At 71.6% G+C, this 21,092-nt stretch carries 10 protein-coding genes and 1 pseudogene; 5 read left to right on the top strand and 6 right to left on the bottom strand.

The window, feature by feature from the left end; translation table 11 throughout:
* Positions 1-616: 616 nt before the first annotated feature.
* Together ACIQKA_RS30595 and ACIQKA_RS30590 are read right to left on the bottom strand one after the other, a co-directional pair.
* Positions 617-2,509, bottom strand: coding sequence for an NHL repeat-containing protein (locus tag ACIQKA_RS30595; RefSeq protein WP_402543005.1), 1,893 nt, complete (start codon positions 2,507-2,509; stop codon positions 617-619).
* Between the two features lie 995 nt (positions 2,510-3,504).
* Complete coding sequence (locus ACIQKA_RS30590) at positions 3,505-3,774, bottom strand: GlsB/YeaQ/YmgE family stress response membrane protein (protein WP_366378294.1); 270 nt, start codon at positions 3,772-3,774, stop codon at positions 3,505-3,507.
* A 555-nt stretch (positions 3,775-4,329) separates the two neighbouring features.
* Here ACIQKA_RS30590 and ACIQKA_RS30585 point away from each other — a divergent pair.
* Positions 4,330-4,800 carry a DUF6896 domain-containing protein gene (locus ACIQKA_RS30585; protein WP_390111308.1) on the top strand — a complete coding sequence of 157 codons (471 nt, stop codon included), beginning with the start codon at positions 4,330-4,332 and terminating at the stop codon, positions 4,798-4,800.
* A gap of 14 nt (positions 4,801-4,814) precedes the next feature.
* Here ACIQKA_RS30585 and ACIQKA_RS30580 read toward each other — a convergent pair.
* Both ACIQKA_RS30580 and ACIQKA_RS30575 read right to left on the bottom strand, forming a co-directional pair.
* Positions 4,815-5,551, bottom strand: a pseudogene (locus ACIQKA_RS30580) (IS5 family transposase); the annotation flags it as partial.
* A gap of 33 nt (positions 5,552-5,584) precedes the next feature.
* Positions 5,585-7,012 (bottom strand): erythromycin esterase family protein, encoded by a 1,428-nt coding sequence (locus ACIQKA_RS30575; protein ID WP_402543004.1) that lies wholly within the window; start codon positions 7,010-7,012, stop codon positions 5,585-5,587.
* A gap of 207 nt (positions 7,013-7,219) precedes the next feature.
* Between ACIQKA_RS30575 and ACIQKA_RS30570 the strand changes: the two genes are divergently transcribed.
* Complete coding sequence (locus ACIQKA_RS30570) at positions 7,220-8,035, top strand: S1 family peptidase (protein ID WP_402543003.1); 816 nt, start codon at positions 7,220-7,222, stop codon at positions 8,033-8,035.
* 441 nt (positions 8,036-8,476) lie between these two features.
* Here the strand turns inward: ACIQKA_RS30570 and ACIQKA_RS30565 are convergent, their stop codons facing one another.
* Entirely contained in the window at positions 8,477-11,944 is a 3,468-nt protein-coding gene (locus tag ACIQKA_RS30565; protein ID WP_402543008.1) for a M28 family peptidase, read from the bottom strand.
* Positions 11,945-12,579: 635 nt separating this feature from the next.
* Between ACIQKA_RS30565 and ACIQKA_RS30560 the strand changes: the two genes are divergently transcribed.
* From ACIQKA_RS30560 to ACIQKA_RS30550, 3 genes are read left to right on the top strand one after another with little or no spacing between them, the layout of a single operon-like run.
* The gene (locus ACIQKA_RS30560; protein WP_402543002.1) at positions 12,580-13,809 is read left to right on the top strand and encodes an IS701 family transposase; all 1,230 of its coding nucleotides are present in this window, start codon (positions 12,580-12,582) and stop codon (positions 13,807-13,809) included.
* Between the two features lie 47 nt (positions 13,810-13,856).
* Positions 13,857-14,438 (top strand): hypothetical protein, encoded by a 582-nt coding sequence (locus tag ACIQKA_RS30555; protein WP_402543001.1) that lies wholly within the window; start codon positions 13,857-13,859, stop codon positions 14,436-14,438.
* Positions 14,435-18,853: a hypothetical protein gene (locus ACIQKA_RS30550; protein ID WP_402543000.1), complete on the top strand. Its 4,419-nt coding sequence runs from the start codon at positions 14,435-14,437 to the stop codon at positions 18,851-18,853. Before ACIQKA_RS30555 ends, ACIQKA_RS30550 begins: the two co-directional genes overlap by 4 nt.
* A gap of 1,416 nt (positions 18,854-20,269) precedes the next feature.
* Here the strand turns inward: ACIQKA_RS30550 and ACIQKA_RS30545 are convergent.
* Entirely contained in the window at positions 20,270-21,067 is a 798-nt protein-coding gene (locus ACIQKA_RS30545) for an SDR family NAD(P)-dependent oxidoreductase (protein ID WP_402542999.1), read from the bottom strand.
* Between the last annotated feature and the right edge of the window lie 25 nt (positions 21,068-21,092).

Genomic DNA, 21,092 nt, shown 5'->3' with positions numbered 1-21,092 from the left:
CCTCGCCATGACCCGGTGAAATGGCAGGTCAAACGCCATTCAGGCCTGTCCGAACCCGACCTTCTGCAACACCCTTTAGGGCGTGTGTCGAAAGTAGCGCCGTCTGCCCGGAGGGCAGGCGGGACTTTCGACACACGCCCTAGAACCGGTCCGTGATGATCATGACGCGGTTCGCCGCCACAGCCGTCGCGGTCGCCGGGCCCGGCCCTGGCCTTTTCCTTGCCCGCCGCAGCACAGGCCACCGGACCCGCCGCCCCGGTCCTGGTAGGGGCTGTGGCTGTGCCGCAGGGTCTGCCGATCGGTGCCGCGGTCGCCGCGCTCCCCGTAGGAGTGGAGGACCTCGGGGCGCAGCGGGGAGTACCAGAGACAGCTCGGTGAGTCCCGCACCCGAGCACGGCGAGGCGGACGGAGGCCTGCCCCTATCGGGCGGGAACTTTCCTCATCACCGGCCAGCGCTCTGGAAGGTGTGCCTACCGGTGTGGCATCACACCGTGCGCCGGGTCCCGACCACCCGCCCCCGGACACCTGCGTCCCACGCTGCTGCTTCCTGCCGACCGGACCCGGCACGGAGGCAGCCGGCCGAGGCGCATTCAGGGCCGGCGGGAGGCCGGGGCCCTCATCCCTCTGTGACTTCGACGGTGGTGGAGGCCGATTCGATACCGCCCACCCGGAAGGTCAGGTGGGTGGATCCGACCGTCGCGGTGGTGGTCGCGGTCACGGCGACCCATACGGCGGACAGCGGATGCTGCTGTGAGAGACCGAGATCCACGTTCCGGCAGGTCAGGGTCTGTCCGTCGTCGGACAATTCTGCTTCGTACCTTTTCTCGACCGTGCTGTGCGAGAGCACGGTCATCAGGTGTCTTTCTCCTCCCTCGGGCTTGAAGGCCAGGCCGGCTCCCGGGGGGAGGGTCACGGTGATGATCTGCGCAGGAGCCTCTCCCTCCCGGCGGACTTCCACCCCCGGATACCGGGAGTCGCTGCCGTCCCGCGCCAGCTTCTGCGGCGGCCAGGACGGGGTCACGGCGAACCGGGGGCCTGTGGTGACGGTGGCGCTCAGACGGATGCCCGGGTGGCGGCCCACGAGCAGCTGCCCGTCGTGGTATGTGCCGGGATCCACCGCGTCCACCGCTTCGACCGGGATGGTGTAGACGAGCGGGCCCTTGTCCCCGGCGCGGGTGTTGAGGTGCAGGCCGCTGGTGACGACCATGACCCTGCGGCCGCGCTCGAACCGGCTGCTCAGGCTCCCCTTCCACGCATCGTCGCCGTTGTAGGAGTAGGTGGGCCACTGGGCGAAGGCGAAGCCGGTGGGCGCGGTGAACGTCTGAACGACGGTCTTGGCGTCGACGGCCTGCCCGGGACGACGGGCGGTGATCTCCACGGTGAGCTCGGCAATCTCGCCGAGGCCGGCCTGCGGAACCTTGACCTGGCGGATCACCATACTCCGCTCCTGGGGGCCTGAGATCTTGCGTACCCGGTAGCCGTAGCCGTCGGCGATGCACAGGTTGCCGCACGGGTCCATCGCCAGCCCGTAGGGGGACTGCAGCCCGGCCTGCTCAGCCTGCCCGCCGTCCCCGCCGGACACGTCCTGTCCGGTGCCCGCGACCGTCGTGACGACGCCGTCCCGGTCCACCTTGCGCACGCGGTGATTGCCCCTGTCGGCGATGTACAGATTCCCGTAGATGTCCCGCGCGAGCCCATGGGGACAGTCGAGCAGGGCCTCGGTGGCCTGCCCGCCGTCCCCGCCGAACCTGGCCTGCCCGGTGCCCGCGACCGTTGTGATGATGCCGTCCCGGTCCACCTTGCGCACCCGGTTGTTGCCCGAATCGGCGATGTAGAGATTGTCATCCCCGTCCACGCACAGCCCGCGGGGCGAAGAGAGCAGGGCGTCGGCCGCATGCCCGTTGTCCCCGCTGAAGCCGTACTCGTAGCGGCCAAGACTCCCCCCACTGCCGACCACCGTGGTGATCGTGCCGTCCGGCGCCATCTTCTGCACCCGGTGCCTGTCGCGTTCGGCGATGTACAGGTTTCCCGCGCTGTCGAACGCCAGGCCCACCGGACAGTTCAGACTGTCGACCGCTGTGGTGATCACGCCGTCCGGGGTCACCTTGCGCACCCGGTAGAGATCGGCGATGAACAAGTTCCCCCCGGCGTCAAGCGCGAGCCCCCCAGGCCAGCGGAGCTGCGCGGCCGTCGCGGGCCCGCCGTCTCCTCCGTCGCCCTCCGTGCCGTCTCCGGCCACCGTGAACCTCTGGCCGTCCGGGGTCACCTTCCGCACCCGATGACCGTTGTATTCGGAGACGAACAGGGTGCCGTCACCGGCCACCACCACCCCCTCGGGGTGGTTGAACATGGTGCTGAAGGCGGATCCGCTGCCGCTGTTGCTCTCCGCTTCGATGTAGGACACCGAAGTGATCACGTCTTCCACAGCCGCTGACGCGTGCTGGCCGTCAGGCGGCATTGGATGCGCCGACGATACGTCCATCTCAGCAAGGCCCACACTCTGAGTCACCGATAGCTCCTGTCTCTCCTGCACGACACGAGTGGCTCTGGAAAGTCTCGTACAGCCGCCCCGCCGTGAGCAGCCCATGACGGCGCTGCCCCTCCAGGGGACGTCGAAGAAGGAAGAGGCAGGCCGTCCACCCGCGAGCATCGTCTATCAGGACCTTGCAACCCGCACCCGCAGGAGAATGCTCCCCGGACCATCAACCCCGGCTGGGCGTGAGCCGACGACAGCGAGACGAACGGCCTCTTGCCCGCAGCGAAAGCCGACTCAGTGGCTCTGACGCCTGACGCCCATCAGAACATCCGCCGGCCTCGGCAAGGACGACAACCGTGCCGGAGCACGGTGGCCGGCCTCGGTTCCGCCGGGGCGGCCCCACCGACGCCTCCGGTCAGCGACGACCAGGCGCTCGGGCTGTGCGGCGTACGAACAACACCTGTCGGAAGTGGTCTCCGGTCTAGGGCGTGTGTCGAAAGTAGCGCCGTCTGCCCGGAGGGCAGGCCCGGCGGTGTCCGGTGCGTGCGATCGCAAGGCGGAGGGTCGCCCCGATACCGGTTGTATCGGGGCGACCCCGACAACGCGGCCGGGGGTACCCCCGTGCCCGCAGGGCTACGGGGGAGTGCGTGCCGGGCGCCGCCGGGCAGGCGGGACTTTCGACACACGCCCTAGAGGCACTGCGGCGAGCCTGCGCGAAGGACCCGGGATTTCCCGCTCCGGCCGGAAAGCGCGACGCCAGGCTTCTCCACGGCCCCGACGGGTTCAAGTGCTGGGCCGCGACCACCCCGCGCCGCCTCCGGCATCGCGGAATCCGGCGACGACTGAACCCCTCCGGCCGGATTCTCCATGTCCGTGAAACGGGCTTGCCCGCTTCGGCCGCCATGACCTCCTTGTCCCGGAGGGCACCCGGTCCTGCGGGTACCGCACGGGGGTGGAAGTGCCCGGCCATGACGAACGGCTCCCCCTGAGAAGAGGGGGAGCCGTTCGTCATGGCCGGGGAGACGCGCTCAGGCGTGTCGTCGGTTTCCGGTGATGAGGCGGTAGAGGGCCAGGAGGATGACGGAGCCGATGATGGCGGCGATCCAGGTGGAGAGGTCGAAGAAGCCGTCGATGGAGTCGACGCCGAATATGACCTTGCCGAGGAAGCCGCCCAGCAGGCCGCCGGCGATGCCGATCAGGATGGTGATGATGACGCCGCCCGGGTCCTTGCCCGGCATGATCGCCTTGGCGATGAAACCGGCGATGAGGCCGATGAGAATCCACGCGATGATGCCCATGATGCGTCTCCAACCTGCTCGTATAAAGTCTGCGTCAATACGGCGTATGCGCGATCGGAGGGCCTTCAAACCTGCCGTTCCTCGACGTCTGCGTGCACATCGACGGAGAAGGCAGCCGCCCCCTGCTCGCCGACGGCTTCGAGACGCCCGGCGCTCTGACCCTGATCAGCCGCACGGCCGTCCAACTCCGCGCCTTGGCCGACGAGGTGTCGGTGGGCCGTCCGGTCTGGCTCACGGTGGTGTGCCGGGGAGGTAGGCATAGAAGTATTGACCGGACCGCTGCGCGATCTGCCGAGCGACGGGGCCGGGCCGGGCTGGGGCCGGACCGTCACATGAAGGACGGCCACCGGTTGGCTTTCGAGCCTGCGCCGCGGAGCCGGGCAAGCCCCCTGAGGTCCCGCACAAGCCTTCCACCGCTGGCCTGGGCAGGCCTTAAGCGGCCCTGGGCGACCCGACCGGTGTGGCACCGGAAGTTCCTTCGGCCTGGATCAGGCCGAAGGAGGCGGTGAGCCGCCCTCGGTGCGGTGACCAACTGATCGTTTCAGAATGCCCCCGGTGGAGACGCTTGAGGCCCATGGAACAATCCCCCTCAACCACGGGCTCAGGGGGGAATGGCGACGTATGGAACGGGTTGGGGACGCACGGGGGCTCGTGCTTGGTTACGTCGACGCTCTGAACGCGGTCGACGCGGCCGTGAGGGCGGCGATCCCATCGCTTGAGCGACTCGCAGATGTCCTCGGCCTGGTTCGTTCGCACCGGATCATCAACCGGAGTGGGCGGGTCGGCACCTACTCCTACTCGGTTCATGGGGCCGGGTGCCGCTTCGTGAGCGACAACGGCATCGAGGTCGATGTCGACTTCGCACCCGACGGGAGCGAGATCTTCGACCTCTGGCGGCTGCGCTGGTACGGGCTGAGCCTGCCTGAGCCTCTTGACGTCACGGATCAGGACCTGCGGACCGCCGTGCGGTCCCTTCGACCGCTTCTGACCGAGGTGCGGCCCGGGTGGTTCAGTGTCGCCGGCTGATCGCTTCGGGACGAGGTGCGCAGGCGGCGCAGGCGTATGAGGCTGCACGCCGGTTCGAGCAGGCCCTGGTGGAGATCGGCGCGTTGCTCGTAGCGGGTACGGAGGCGTTTGAACTGGTGCGGCCAGGCGAAGGCGCGCTCGACGGCCCGGCACACCTTGCCCGGTCCTGAGCCGTGAGCGACGCCGCATCGGGCGATCATCGGCTTGATGCCGCGTTTCCCCAGCAGGCGACGGTACTTGTCGAAGTCATAGCCTCGGCCGGCATGCAGACGCCGGGGCTTGCGGCGGGGACGCCCCCGCAGACCCCGGATCGGGATCGACGGAAGGGCGTCGAGCAGGGGCAGGAGCCGGGTGGCGTCGTGCCGGTCGCCACCGGCGAGCGTGACGGCGAGCGGGGTTCCGTGACGGTCGACGATCAGGGGGTGCTTCGAGCCGGAGCGGGCCCGACCGACGGGCGAGAGTCCGACGTGGTCCCCCCTTTCGGCGCCCGGACGTGTGAACCGTCCACGGAGCAGCCGTCCAGATCCAGCAGGCTGGCGCGACGAAGCTCGGTCGACAGGCCGGCGTGCGGGCGCGGCCGGACGCCGGCCTCGGCCCAGTCCCGCAGTCGGCGCCAGGCCGTCACACCGGAACAGCCCACTGCCTCCGCGGGGACGTCACGTCGCGCGCCACCGGTCCGCAGTACGTACATGACGCCGTCGAGCGCCACTCGATCGGGAACACGCGGCCGCCCCTGCTGATCTTCCCGGCGGTCCTCTACGAGGCTGTGGCCGCAGTGGCCGCGCTACGGGGCGGACGCCCCATGCCGGAGCTTGTCGGCCGCGCGAACCCGATGGAGGTGGATGAGCGCGTCGTAGGCCCGGCCGAGGGCGAGGCTGGGCAGGGGATCGGCGACGAAGGTCGAGCCGGCGTCGTAGACGGGCCGGGCACGGTCGAACCAGGCGCGTGCCGCGGCGGGCACGGTCCGCAGGTCCAGACAGAAGTCCCGGTACCCGACCCGGTCCAGGAGGTGCTCGTTCATCCCGGGGCGCGCCGCCGGGACGGTGACCGGCTTCCACTCCCCGTCCAGGGCGGCGTCCTTGGTCAAGAAGGAGCCGCCGGCGAAGGAAAAGCCGATCGCGGCGTAGCCGCTGCCCAGGCTGTCGCGCAGCACGGCGCCCTGGGTCCGCGGGTACATGTCCGGGTGGGTCGAGAGGTATCCGACGTGGCCGTTGTGGGCCGACAGCAGCACCCTGTGGCCGGTGTGGCGCTGCCACCACAGCACGTTGTCCGCCATGGCCCGGTCGCGCAGCCGCTCGGCGGCGGTGACCGAGGCCGGGTCGGCGAGGTCGACGGTGGCGAAGGCGAAGGTCTCCGCGATGTTCCGGGCGTGCCGCACCGTCCATGCCTGGTCTTCGTCGGCCACCCGGTGCCCGGCGACCAGGTCGAGTGCCTCCTGGGCGCGTACGGCGTTCGTCCGGCGTTCCGCGATCGGTGTGCGCAGGTAGTTGAAGATGTCGTCGAGGGGGCGCAGCCCGGCGTACAACTCGGTCAGCCGGGACAGGACCTCCGGCCGAGTCCTGCCGACGGACGACAGCACGCGCTCGAAGATGTGGTCGCCGAGCTTCGGAGCCCCGAGGTCGTCCCCCATGAAGTGGACCCGGTGGCCGGGGCGGCGGCGGTTGTGCTCGCGCATCCAGACGATCAGACTGACGAACTCCTCGCGCTCCCAGGGGGATCCGGCCAGCGTCTCCGTCGCGATCCGCCTCGGATCGCCGGGGCCACCCTGGAGGTACTCGTCGATCCTGAGCCCTGCCGACCAGCTCATCTCCAGGGCGAAGGTGGTGAAGCCGCGCTCCTCGACGAGGTGCCGGAAGACGCGTTCCTTCATGGCGAAGAACTCGTGCGAACCGTGCGTGGCCTCGCCGAGACCCACCACCTTCGCGCTGCCGACCATGGCGCTCAGCGCCCTCAGGTCCCCGGTCCGGCCGCCGGGCTCCGTGGAACGCAGCGGGTGGGCGGCCCGTTCCAGGGACCGTACGATGCCGGTCTCGCGGTGCTCAGAGCCGGAGCCGGCGGGCACAGCCGGGGCGGCGGACCCGGCGGATGGGGTCGAGGACGCCCGTACGGCCGGTGGTGCGCCGGACGCGGGAGTGGTGACCGCCGTGGCGGCCAACGCTCCCGCGAGCGCGAGGAACCCTCGCCGATCGGTCGTCCTCGTGTGCTTCCGCATGGTGATCACTCCTTCTGCACGACGGCTTCCCGAGCTGATGGAGTGATCTTCGTGTGCCGGGGCGCGCACCGCGCTGGGGTGTCCCACCGGTTTCTCCGGGGGACAGCCCCACCGCGTTCGCACCCGCTGGCGGGATGGTTCGGCGGACCTCTGACCAGCAAGGTTGATCGGACACACCAGGATTTCATGAGAAAAGGAACCTCCCCTGTGTTCAGCTTGAAGTCGGCCGGCCGCCGCGCGGCGCGCACCACTGCCGTCGGCGCGCTCGCCGTCGCGACCTGCGCCACTCTGATGGCCGGCAGCGCCGGAGCGATCGTCAACGGGACCGATTCCACGGAGCGTTATCCGTTCATGGCGTCGATCCCCGAATCGGCCCCGACGCAGGGGATGAACGACGGCAACTGCGGGGCGTCACTGATCGATCCCCGGTGGGTGCTGACGGCGGCTCACTGCGTGACGGGCGACGGCCTGGTCCTGGAGGGCATCGTCCGGATCGGCAGCGCGGCGCGGAAGTCGGGGGGGACCGTCCGGGCCGTCGAGCGGACGGTGGTCCACCCCGGCTTCGTGAGCGGTGACGGGAAGGCGGCCAACCAGCACGACATCGCGCTGGTCCGTCTCGACCGCCCGGTCTCTGAGAAGCCCATCAGGATCGCGGAGCGGGCCGGACGGCCCGGGACCCCGACGCGCATCCTGGGGTTCGGCACCACCGCCGACACCGAGTTCGCGTTCGCGGAGCGCCTGCAGGAACTCGAGACGCGTACGGGTGCCGTCGGCGAGTGCGCGCCCGGCTACGCGGCCCGGGCCCGGCTGTGCACGATCAGCCGGGTGCCCGACGCCATGGCGTGCTTCGGGGACTCCGGCGGGCCGCAGCTCCAGAAGGGCAGGGGCGGGCGGTGGGAACTCGTCGGGGCCACGTCGGGTCCTGGCGCCCCGGGGGTCGCCTGCTCGGCCGGACCGGGTCTCTACGTCAACGTGCCCGCGTACACGGACTGGATCCGCGCGACCCTTGGGCATGCTTCCTGACCCCGGTCACGGCTTCCCGGGAACACGACGCAACCCCGGGCCCCGCCAGACGTCTATCGAGATGAAGCCGTGGTGTGGGGCGCCGGGAGCCGCTCCCGGCGCCCCACGCGCACGGCGAACCGTCTCGCCCACGGCTCATGGAGACCGAATCTTGAACCACGTCGACACCACGACGGCCGCCCGCCGCCGCCCGATACGAGCATGCGCTCTCGCCGCGTCCACGGCGGCCCTCCTCGTACCGCGGACCCTGACGGCAAGCCCCGCGACCGCCGCCACCCCCGACGCCGCCCGGGGCGCGCGGGGCGTCGCCGCCGGTTCATGCACCGCGGCCGGCCCCGATCGAGGGATCGGGGCCGGCCCTGTCGTGCGGGAGGGGCCGGGCGAAGCCGCCCGGCCCCCGGATGCCGGGCCTGGTTCACCGGTGCGGACGGGCGCCGGGCTTCAGCTCACCTGGATCGAGACGTCGTCCAGGACGAACGAGGTCTGCAGGGACTGGTCCTCCACCGACGTGAAATCGAGGGTGACGGTCTGGCCCGCGAAGGACGAGAGGTCGTACGACTTCTCGACGTAACCCGCGGTCGCGTCCAGGTTGGAGTAGGACGCCAGCTGCGTGCCGCCCACCTTGACCGCGGCCACGTCGTAGGCGACGTTCTCGGTCTCGTCCGTGTCGATGTGGACGAAGAACGAGAGCCGGTACGAGGAGCAGCCCGAGGGGATGGACACGGACTGCGCGGCGCGCTCGGTGTAGCTGGTGCCCCTGCCGCCCAGCCACGCCTTGTAGCTGCCTCCGTGCGCGGCCTGCCGCGCGTCGTTGGTGATCACGCCCGTGCTCGCGTTCCACGGGCTGCTGCCGTTCTCGAAGCCGCCGTTGACCACGAGCTGGCGCGGCGTGCAGGAGCCGCCGCCGCCCGTGACGGTCAGCGTGTAGGTGGTGGTGTGGCTGACGGTGCCCGAGCCGGTGACCGTCAGGGTGTAGGTGCCGGGCGTGGTGCTCGCGCCGACCTGGACGGACAGGGCGGAGGAGCTGCCGGACTGGACGGACGTCGGGCTGAGCGTGGCGGTCACGCCGGCCGGTGCGCCGGAGACGGAGAGCCCCACGGTCTGGGCGGCGCCGCTCACGGTGGCGGTGTTCACCGTCGCCGAGACGGACCCGCCGGGGGCCGCGCTGCCTGCGGACGGGCTCACGCCGACGGAGAAGTCCTGCGCCGGTGCGGTGCCGCCGACGGCCTGCTTCCAGAGGGCGTAGGCGACCCCGTCGGCGCTGCGGTTCAGGACCGTCGCGTTGATGTTGCTCGTGGTGTCACAGGCGCTGTGGTAGCAGGAGTCGTAGGCGCTGTTGGCGGAGCCGCCCCACTTCTGCGCCTGCGCCGAGGTCTTGCGGGCGCTCGCGCCGGCCGCGTATCCGGAGGTCGGGATGCCGACCTGCTGGAAGGAGTAGTCGTCGCTGCGGCCCTGGCCTTCGGTGTTCTCCTCGGGCGCCAGGTTCAGGGAGGTCCAGTACGCCTTGAGGGGAGCGGCGGCGGTGGAGTTGAGGTTGTTGATGAAGTAGCCGCCGTTGGTGGAGCCGACCATGTCGAAGTTGTAGTAGGCCTTGATGGCCGCTCGCTGCGCGGCGGTGAGCCGGTTGACGTAGAACGCGGAGCCGTTGAGGCCCTGTTCCTCGTCGGTCCACCAGGCGAAGCGCACGTGCTTGGTCATCGTCGGGTTCTTCTGGGCGAGGGCGAGGGCGTTCTCCAGCAGGGTCGCGGAGCCCGATCCGTTGTCGTTGATGCCGGGGCCCGCCGAGACGCCGTCCAGGTGCGCACCGAACATGACGACCTGGTCGGCGGGGCCGCCCGGCCAGTCGGCGATCAGGTTGTTCGACGGGTAGGTGCAGGAGGTGCAGTTCTGCTCGGTCACCGTGTATCCGGCGGCCTGCAGCTTGCCCTTCACGTAGGCCAGCGACTGGGTGTAGCCGGCGCTGCCCGCACGGCGGTTGCCGCCGTTCTGGCTTGCGATGGTGTTGAACTGGCCCAGGTGCGCCTGCACTTTGGCGACGTCGATGTCCGGCGGGTCGTTGCCGGGCTGGGTTCCGCCGACGTTGAGCGTGTAGTCGGTGGTGTGCGACAGCGTGGAGCCCTGGCCCTTGACGACGACCGTGGACGTGCCGGGTGCCGCGTTGGAGGTGGCGCTCAGGGTCAGCACCGAGGACTGGCCCGACTGCACCGTCGCGGGGTTGAAGGAGGCGGTCACTCCGGCGGGCAGGCCGGTGGCGGTCAGCGTCACCGACTGCGCCGTGCCGGTCGTGGTGGCGGTGCCGACGGTGGTGGTCACCGAGCCGCCCTGCTGGACCGTGCCGGAGGAGGGGTTGAGCGACATCGAGAAGTCGTTGTTCTGACCGCTCGGGGTGCACGTCGGGTCCGCCGACTGGGCAGGCACGGTGATCGCGTCCCACGCCGCCTTCGTCTTGTCGAAGAGGCCGCAGGTCGCGTCGAGCGCCTTCGCGGAACTGAGGGTCGCCGTCCGGTACTTCTTGTAGCTCATGCTGCTGGTCTTGAGCAGCATGCCACCGTAGAAGATCTTGCCGGCGGTCTGTATCCCCACGCCCGTCAGGGTGCTCTGGTTGCAGGTGCTGCTGCTGGGCTTGCCGCCGCCGGGGCTGGTGCCCTCGGCCAGCAGGTAGAACCAGTGGTTCAGCGGGCCTGCGGCGGCGTGCACCTCGGTGCCGGGGATCGCCGAGCTGTAGCAGGCCGGGTCGTTGTTGACGGCGGGCGGGTTGTACATGTTGCGGATCGGGCCCCGCCCCTGGAGGTTGATGACCTCGCCGACCAGGTAGTCGGGGACGTCGTAGGGGGCGGGCTGGTTGATGTACGCCTCGGTCAGCGCACCGAAGATGTCACCGGTGCCCTCGCCGAGCCCGGCCTCCTGACCGCTCGTGCCGCCGGGGGTGTTGGAGTCGATGGCGTGCCCGTACTCGTGGGCCACCACGTCTACGCCGGCGATCCACTCGTTGGCGCTGTTGCGCCCGATGGTCACCGAGCTGCCGTCCCAGTAGGCGTTGAGCTCGCTGAGCCCGACCTTGCCGGGGAAGCTGCGGCCGTTGCCGTTGACGCCGTTGCGGCCCAGCCACTGGCTGAGCATGTCCCACTGCTTCTGCGCGGCGAACATCAGGTCGACGCAGCCGGTCTCCTTGCTCGTGGGGTTGCCGGTGCCCCAGGAGTCGGAGGACTTCGAGAAGACCGCGTTGGTGCTGTAGTCGGCGCAGCTCAGGCCGGTCCGGCTCGGATCGCGGAGGGAGTAGGTGGAGCCCGAGGCGGTGGTGTCGATGGTGACCGGACCGGGCCCGTTCCACTTGCTGTTGCCGGTGCCCGCCACCACGTCGTCGTAGCTGTCGACGACGGAACCGCTACGGGCGTCGACGAAGACGTGCAGCTTGCTGGGCGCGCTCTTGGTGCGGCCGCGCAGCACGGTCTCCCAGGCCAGCACCGGCTTGTCGTTCTTGAGGCGGACGACCAGCCGGCTGCTCTCGACCGCGTCGACCGAGGCCAGTCTCTTCCGCGAGACGGTCTCGGCCTTCTTCGCGGTGACCGACGGCCGGGTCGCCACGTCGATGCGCGTGGAGGAGGCGGACTGGAGGGAGCGGATCCTGCCGGAACCGTCGGCGAGGACCACGGCGTCACCGCCGACGACCGGCAGGCCGCGGTAGCTGCGCTCGTACGACACCGAGTAGAGGTCCTTCACCCAAGGGGTGACGAGACGTCGCTCGTACTGTTCCTGGGCCGAGTTGACCAGCGCGTCGAGACCGCTGTCGACTGCCAGGTCCGCGGCCGCGACCGCGCGGGTCACGGGGCTGTCCTTCGGTGCCGGCGCCGGCCGCGCTGCCGACGCCGTTCCCGCGAGGGTGCCGACGAGGCTTGCGGACAGCGCCATCGCTGTCACGGCCGCCGTCCATCTGGTGGGTTGCAACGTGCACTCCGATCGTGGGGGTTCGGGTGTATCGCCGCCGAGTATGGGCGTGGACATGGCGAACAGGAGTCATCCCTGCGGGCATAAGTCCCGCGTTATGACCCGCCGGAGGCGCCCGGGCACGCCGAGGCCCTGGACGAGCCGGAAGAGCGAGACGGCCTCGATGCCACGCTGCCGGAAGGTGCCCGGCTCCGGTCCGCGTGCACGGACACAGCGGCTGCCGCGTCGGGGAGCGGCGGCCGCCGGACCGGGGGTCTTTCCTGTCGGGCCGGATCAGGGAGCGGTGCCGGACGCCGCGGGCCCGGCTGCACCGTCGCGTGGATCGGCGATGCCTGAATTTGCTGCGCGGCTTCCCTCGCGGCAACGAAGCCGACGATGACCTGTGGTCTTTCGTGGACCATCGGATGCTGCCGTGGTGGCTTTGGCGCCATCGCGCCAGCCGGCGATCGCTCTGGCTGCTCCGTGACAGGTGGCGGGGTCGAGATGCGGTCTGATGGCGGGAACGGAACGGCCACTGCGTGATCGTCAAGGGTTGTGTGGACTCTCGATGATCACGTGGTGGCCGCGCGCGCGACAGCATGGACGCCACCCGATGGCGGGTGACGTTCGACCAAGCGGTGTCGAGAACCGCCGGCAGGTTCCGCCGGGTCGAGCCCCGGGCGACGGCCCGTGCCCACGTCGTCGAGCACCTGGGCGCCGACGACGGCGTGCTGATCGTCGATGAGATCGGGTTCTTGAAGAAGGGCCGCGGTCCGGCGGGCGTCCGGCGGCGGTACACCGGCACGGCCGGACGGATCGAGAACAGTCGGATCGGCGGATTCCTCGTCTACGCCTCCCACCACCGGCGGTCCCTGACCGATCGCCAGCTCTGCCTTCCCGAGCGGACCTGGTGCGAGGATGCCGAGCGCCGCACCCGCGCGGGCGTCCTCGAGCAGCCGGAGTTCGCGACCAAGCCCACTCCGGCCGGGCAGATGATCGTGGCAGCACTGGATGCGGGGGCACCGCCTAGTGGGCGACCGGCGACCGGCGACCGGCGACCGGCGACCTGCGACCTGCGATCTGCGACCTGCGACGAGGCCTACGGCCAGGATCCTTTTCCAGGAACCCTGTTGGAGTCCTGCGGGATCGGCTGTGTTCCGGCCGTCGCCTGCAGCACCCGGGTGCGGATCGACCACGGGCGCACTCCTGTCCGAGCGGACACCGTTGCTGACCATCTGCCCGATGCCGCCTGGCACCGGCAAAGCGCCGGAGCCGGGGCGAAGGGGCCCCGCTCCTACGGCTGGGTCTGGATCGGGACCGACACGCACGGCTACCGGCACCTGCTGATCCGCCGGAACCCCGCCAGCGGCGAACTCGCCTTCCACCTGTGCTGGTCTCCGCGACGGGTGCCGCTGCCGGAGCTGGTTCGGGTCGCAGGCACGAGGTGGTGCGTCGAAGAGTGCTTCCAGGCGGCGAAGAGCCAGGCCGGCCCGGACCACTACCAAGTCCGCCACTGGGCCGTCCGGCACCGGCACATCGCCCTGGCCATGCCCGCGCCGGCCTTCCTCACCGTCCTGGCCGCCGGCGCGGCACCGTCAAGGCCCGCCCAGCCGAACCGTCCCGCACGCAGCGGCGACCCCGTCGACCCGACCGTACCCGAGATCCGCCACCTGCCCGGGGCACTGCCCAAACCGCCCGGAAGAACCGCGAGCATGTTGCCGACCCGGTCAGCCTGGCGTCGGCAGCACCGGGCCACAGCCCGCCGCAGCCACTACCGGCGCCGGCTCTCCGCCCCACCACCGCGTAGATCACGAAGACGCACGGAGGTACCAACAGTTATCCACTGGTGACCGGCCAGGCCCCTGTCGCGCCCGGGCCCCCGATCTACCCTGCTGGCATGCGCACTGTCATCACGGTTCACGCAGAGGGAGAAGGGGCGGACGCCGCCCACGACTTACGGCGGTGGCTGAGCGCCGAGCCCGCGCTGCGCGGCCGGATCCGCGCCGGCGCCGAGGAGGGCGTGACCGAGCCCGGCGCGATGGGGATCGGAGCCGACGCCCTGCTCGCCCTCCTCGCGCCGGGCGGGGTCGCCGCCGTCTTCGCCGGGGCCGTCGTCGCCTGGGCGCAGACCCGGCGGGGCAGCCAGACCATCACCATCACCCGCCCCGACGGCACCGAGATCACCATCGCCAGCGAGCAGGTACGCGGCCTCGACGCCCGGCAGTCCGCAGAACTGGCGCGCACCCTCGCCACCGAGCTCTCCCGCACCACTCCGGAAGCGCCGCCCGCCGTGGCGCCGGGGCCCACAGGCATCGACGACTCCGCCGGCCTCGACGGCACCTCACGCCTCGACGCCACCACGAGCGTCGACGCCCCCGAAGCTCCGGCCGCCCGGGACCGCGCCCCCGACGCCGAAAGCCGCGCCCGCGAAGCGGCCCGCCCCACCGGAACCGGCGACGGCACGACCGCCCGTCGGTGACCGGCGGTCTCGCCGCCGACGGCGCCCGGGCCGTCCTCATCGGCACCGGTCAGCACGCGGACGGCTCCACGCTGCCCGCGCTGCCGTCCGTCGACACCACTCTCGACGACCTCCAGCACGCCCTGCACGCGACCTGCGGCATGGCGCCCGAGCAGGTGCACCGCGTCGGCGCCGACGCCCGCCCGGAGGAGGTCGTCGCCGCCCTCGAGCGCGCCGTCGCCGCGGCCACCGGGCCGGTGCTGCTCGTCTACACGGGCCACGGACTGCTCGGCCCCGCCGACGAGCTGTACCTCGCCACCCGTGGGAGCCCCGGCCCGGGCAGCGTCGCCGCCGCCGTGCCGTACCGCACGCTCAAGGGACTGCTGGGTGGTGCCGCCGCCGGCAGTGCCGTCGTCCTCGACTGCTGCTTCTCCGGTCTCGCCGCGGCCCCCGCCGCCGGGCGGGCCGCACTCGACCCCTTCCGCGACGGCCGCCCGCACGGCAGCTTCCTGCTCAGCTCCGCCTCCTACTTCGCGCTCTCGTACGCCCCCGAGGGCGAGCGCCACACCCTCTTCGGCGGCCGGCTCCTCGGCCTCCTGGAGCACGGCGACCCCACCGGCCCGCGCCTGCTGACCCTGGAGCACGTGGCCGCCGCGCTGCGCCGGAGCCTCGAAGGAGAGGCGGCCCAGCCGCACCAGCAGAGCGACGGGACGATGGGACGGCTCGTCGTCGCCCCCAACCGCGCCTACCGGTCCGCTCCCGCACCCGCCGCCGAGCCGCCGGCCGACGTGCCGTGTCCGTATCCGGGAATGGAGTCCTTCCGCGCCGAGGACAGCGGCTACTTCCACGGCCGCGACGCCCTGACCGCTCGTCTCCTCGCGGCCGTCGACGTCGGTGGTGACGGGGGCGACAGCGGTGGCGGGGGCCAGGCCACCGCCCCCGGGCTCCCGTTGGTGCTGGTCGGCGACTCCGGGGTCGGCAAGTCCTCGCTCCTGCGCGCCGGCCTCCTCGCCCGGCTCGGCGACGACCGCCCCGCCCTCCTGCTCCCCGCCCCCGGCCCGCACCCGCTCCGGGCCCTCGCCGCCCTCTGGGCCCGGGCGACCGGACGCGAGGAGGAGGACGTGGCGGGGGAGCTGGAGGAGGGCCGCTTCCCGGCGCCGCTCCCCGGGCGGCCGGCCTGCGCGGTCCTCGCGGTGGACCAGTTCGAGGAGGTGTTCACCCGCTGCGAGGACCCCGAGGAACGGACCCGGTTCATCGCCGCGCTCACGCGGGGAGCCGGCCGGCCCCGCGTCGTCCTCGGCCTGCGCGCCGACCACTACGGCAGCTGCCTCGACCACCCCGACCTCGTCACGGCCCTGGCCTCCGGCCAGTTGAACGTCCCGTCCATGTCCGACGACGACCTCCGCTCCGCCGTCGAGCGCCCCGCCGCGGCCGCCGGCCTCACCCTCCAGAACGGTCTCGTCGACCGCCTGCTGCACGACCTGCGGCAGGGCGGCGGCACCCGGGACGCCCTGCCGTTCCTCGCCCACGCGCTCCGCGAGACCTGGCTGCGCCGCAGCGGCGCCGTCCTGACCCTCGCCGGGTACGAGGCGACGGGCGGCATCTGGAGATCCGTCACGACGACCATGGACGAGCTCTACGCCTCGCTCGACGAGCCCGGCCGCGACGCCCTGCGCGACCTGCTCCTCGCCATGGTTCACGTCACCGCCGCCGACGGCTCCGCCGACCCCGTGCGCCGCCGCGTCCCGACGACCGACCCCGGCACCCCCACGGCGCTCCTCGACCGGCTGGCCGCCGCCCGCCTCGTCACCCTCGACCAGGACACCGCCCAGATCGCCCACGAGGCCCTGCTGCGCGCCTGGCCCCAGCTGGCCGAGTGGATCGACGCCGACCGGGTCGAGCTGGTGCTGCGCCGCCAGGTCGAGGAAGCCGCCGACCGCTGGACCGCGGCCGGCCGCGACCCTTCGTACCTCTACCAGGGCTCCCAGCTCGACAGCGTCGAACAGCTCCTCGGCGGCCGGCTCCGCCGGCAGGTCGACACCGCCTTCCTGGACGCCGGCCGGAAGGCGGCCGACGTCGGGCGCGCCCGCGAATCGCGCCGCACCAGACGCCTCCAACGGGCTCTCGTCGCCGCCGTCCTGGCCCTGTGCGTGGCCATGGCGACCGGGTACCTCGCCGTCCAGCAGCGAGCCACGGCGGAGGAGCAGCGGCGCCTCGCGACCTACCGGGCCATACGCGCGGAGGCCGTCAGCCTCGGCGCGACGGACCCGAGAACGGCCTTGCGGCTCGGCGTCGCCGCGTATCGGCTCCAGCCCACGGCGGAGGCCAGGCAGGCGCTCCTGGAGACGCTCACACGGACGAACTTCGCGGGGCGGGTGCCCCTGAATGAGGGTGCTTCGTCTTTCATGTCCGTCAATGTCCTCGCTCCAGGAGGGGGAGTACTGGCGACGGACCACCCCAGGGACGGGACGCGCCTGCGGCTGTGGAACGTCGCGGAGGCGGGTGACCCGCCTCCGCCGGCGGAGTTCGTCCCGTGCGCCGGCAAGGGAGCTCCGGCCGAGGTGGCCTCCGCGGCCTTCAGTCCCGACGGCCGCGTCCTGGCGGTCAGTTGCGAGGACGGCGCGATCGGGCTGTGGAGCCTGGCGGGCGGCCCCGCGAACGCGCCGGATCCGATCACCACCTTCCGGCTCTCCGGACAGCCGGCCCACGCGGAGGCGGTCGCCTTCAGCGCCGACGGACGGACCCTCGGCGCCGTCGGCTGGTGGCGCGAGCAGGATTCCGTCGGCGCACTCGCCCTGTGGGACGTGCGGATCCGCGCACAGCCGCGGCTGCGGGCCGTGCGCGGGGGTCTCTACGACAGCGCCGGGCTGGAGTTCGGCCCGGACGGGCGGACCCTGGTCACCTCCAACGGCCTGGTGCAGTGGGCCACGGACGTGGCACAGGCGGACACGGTCGCCCACCATTCGGGTTCGACCCTGTGGGACCTCGCGGATCCGGCCCGCCCGAAGGCGGTCAAACGGTTCGAAAGCCTGAGCAAGACGGCCTACCGGCCCGACGGGCGCTACCTCGCGCTGGCGAACTCGACCGAAGTGACCCTGTGGGACGTCTCCGCCCCGGTCCGCCCCCGCGCCGTACGGAGCTGGCCGGCCGCCAAGAACTCCCTCCACACCATGGCGTTCCGGCAGGACGGAAAGGTGCTGGCCACCGGGGGCGGTGACGAGACCGTGGTGTTGTGGAACGTCGAGGACCCGGCCCGGCCCGCCCGCGCGCTCACCTTGGACGGCCACCAGAGCTTCGTCGAGGCCCTGGCGTTCGGCTCCGGCGGACGGGAACTGGCCAGCTACGCCCCGGGCGAGGTGATCCGGTGGAAGGCGGTCGACCGGTCGGGCCCCAGGGTCACGGGGGTGTTCCAGGGCGCCTCCTCGGTCACGGCCTTCGACCTCAGTCCCGACGGACGTCTGGTGGCGTCCGGCGGCTTCGACGAACGGGTCACCCTGTGGGACCTCGGCGACCCGCGGCGGCCCCGCCGGATCGCCTCCCTGCCCGGACACACGGCGGGCATCTCGGCACTGTCCTTCAGCGGTGACGGCCGGGCCCTGGTCAGCGGTGACGACCAGGGCGACGTGATCTTCTGGGACCTCGCCGACCGGAAACGGCCCCGGCGCGCGGCGATCCTCCACCGTCCGGAGGCGGTCAGGCACCTGGTCTTCGCGCCGCGGGGCGCGACGCTGGTATCGGTCGAAGGCCCGCTCTTCGGCACCGACACGGCTCATTTCTGGGACGTCGGCGACCTGGCGAAGCCCCGGGAGGCCGGCCGCTCACCCGGCGCGAGCCCGCTGGCACCGCCACGCTTCCGCGGCGACGGGAGGGCGCTGGCCTTCGCCGGCGGGGTCACCACCTACCTGTGGGACCTCGAACCCGACTCGAAGCCCGTCGAACTGCCCACGGGCGCCTCCCACCCCGCCTACTCGTGGGACGGCCACTGGCTCGCGACGCAGGGCGACCGGGACGGCGGCGCGCTCGCGCTCTGGAACGTCGAGGACCTCCGCCGCCCGCGCAGGGTGGGCGAGGTGAAAGGCCAGAACCAGTTCGTCGACCTGGCGTTCCATCCTCAGGGAAACCTCCTCGTCGGAGCCGATCAGGAAGGGGACTTCACCCTCTGGGCGGTCGGCGAACGCAGCCTGCCGCACCAGGTCGCCGTGCTCGACGAGCACGACGGAACAGCGGAGTCGGCGAAGTTCACGCCGGACGGCCGCTACCTCCTGACCTCGGACCGCAGCAGCCTCTACGTCTGGGACCTCGACGACTACCCCCGGCTGAGCGCCGATACCGTCGGCCGTGCCTGCGCCGTGGCCGGCGGCGGGCTGACGAAGCAGGAGTGGGACACCTACGCGCCCGGCCTCGCCTATGAGCCGACCTGCGGGGGATCGCGGTAGTCCCCGCGGCCCCGCCGCCTCCATGGGCCCCGGCCCGGCCCCGGTGGGCGGCCCGGTCACACCCGGCTCGGAGCCATCGGCCAACGCGCCTTCGCCCCAACGGGTGCCAGGAGCAGTCTCACCACTGAACGTCTCGCCGTTGAGCCGGCAGACGTCGAAGATGCCGGTCTCGGTGTCGAGGGGGCAGCACACACCACCGGTGGGGGCGTGGGCCCCCCACCTTCTAGCTGCGCGACCACCGCATCGGCGCCGCCCCGACCAGGCCCACGCCCTCGTACGGCTCCGCGCCGTCCAGGTCGCCCTGTTCCTGCACGGCTACCTCCTGCGCCGGCAGTACGAGACCCTGGGTGCCAGCCCAACCACCCGCCTGCTCGGCCGGCTCACCGAACGCGTCTGCGTCTCCGATTCCGGGCGAACCGGAGACCGCTGCCCCTGGCCGTGGCGCTGCTCGCCATCAATGACCTGACGGGCATGAAGTGGACGGTGGTTCCGGTCGTACGGTCGTCGGTGATCGGCCGCAACTCCGTGATGGGCGTGCCGTGTTCGTACCGCCGGGTCCAAGACCCGTTGTGGCGGCGGTCGACGTGGACGAGCCACGAGCCACGTGCCGAGTGCGGCGACGGCGGACATGCCCCGACGAGGGTGCGCGTCGGGCAGGAAGGGCGCATCGGGGTGCTCGAAGAACCGGAGGTCCTTCGTTGCCGTGACCGGCTTCTTCACGATGCGCCCCTGTTCGTCGAGGCGCGTGTCGGTGCCCCGCTTCGCTCTCGGTCATGCGCACGTCCTGGCGCACCAGCTCAAGGCACCACCACGCTCCCTGTTCCCCGACATCACTCATTCGAATTCTGTAGCACCGTTCACCCACGAGAATGAAGCGCAGAGAAATCCGCGCGCGTTCAAGCGGAGACCGATCCGGGAGACGGCGCGTAGAGCAGCGGCCCAGGTGACAGGTGCGTCGTGGTTGAGGTTCAGGTCCTTGGCGGCTTGAGCGGTCCCGGCACGAAGGACGCCTGACGCGTAGGTGCGCTCGTCGCCCCCGGCACACCGACCCAGAGCGGTGCGGTAGCGCCCTTGATCGAGCCGGCTTCCAGCAGACCGTTGGCCATGGGGCGGACCTTCGACTGAGGTTCAGCGTGCTGCAGCGACCTGCTGAGCTCTCGCCTGGCACGGGACGTCAGACAAGACTGGTTCGACCCCGGTCCGGTCCACGCGCTGTACGGCTTCGCCCCCGACCATGTGTCACTGCCGGGCACGGACCGGTCCTGTCCAGCAGGCGCCAGGGAGATCGGAACGGGCCGTGACGGCACGCAGCATGTGCGCCGGGCCTCGCGCACCGAGGACGGAGGCCGCGCGGGGCCTGCTTCGTACGGCCTCGGAGGCGGTGGGGCGGGATGCCTCCGAGGCGTACGGGCGCCGTTATGCGGGGAGCATGGCGCGGCGGCCGGGGGCGGCGGAGGACTGCATGGTCATGCCGCCGTCGACGACGAGGAGCTGTCCGGTGAGGTAGCGGGACTCGTCGGAGGCGAGAAAGACCATGGTGTGAGCGATGTCCTCGGGGGAGCCGAGGTAGGGCAGGGCGTTGCCGGCCCTGAGGCTTTCGATCACTTCCTGAGGGAGGTTGTTCTCCAGGGCGGGGGTCATGACGGCGCCGGGGGCGATGGCGTTGCAGCGGATGTTCTTCGGTCCGTACTGGGTGGCGGTGGATTTGGTGATGCTGACGACGGCGGCCTTCACGGCGCCGTAGGCGGTCTGGAGGACGTCGCCGACGAGGGCGGCGACGGAGGCGGTGTTGATGATGGAGCCGCCGCCGGCGCGGATCATGTGGGGGATGGCGTGCCGGGAGCCGAGGAGGGTGCTGCGCATGTTGAGGGTGACGGCGCGGTCGAACTCGTCCATGTCCATGCGGAGCAGGTCGAGGTCGGTGCGGGGATTGGTGCCGCCCACGTGGTTGCACAGGACGTGCAGGGCACCGTACTCCTCGACGGTGGCGTCGATCATGGCGGTGACGGAGTCCTCTTCAAGGACGTTGACCGTCAGGGGCAGGGCGTTACCGCCGGCTGTGGTGATGAGGCGTGCGGTTTCCTGGGCGGCCTGGGTGTCGTAGTCGGCGACGACGACGCTGGCTCCCTGGGCGCTCATGAGCTGGGCCGCGGCGCGCCCGATGCCGCTTCCGGCGCCGGTGATGACGGCTACTTTGTCCTGGAGTCGGTGCATGGTGGTGCTCCTTGCTGGTGGGCGG

This window comes from Streptomyces sp. NPDC092045, from assembly GCF_044756005.1.
Classification (GTDB): domain Bacteria; phylum Actinomycetota; class Actinomycetes; order Streptomycetales; family Streptomycetaceae; genus Streptomyces.
Note: the sequence above shows the minus strand (reverse complement) of the source record. Positions and strands in the feature narration are given on the sequence as shown.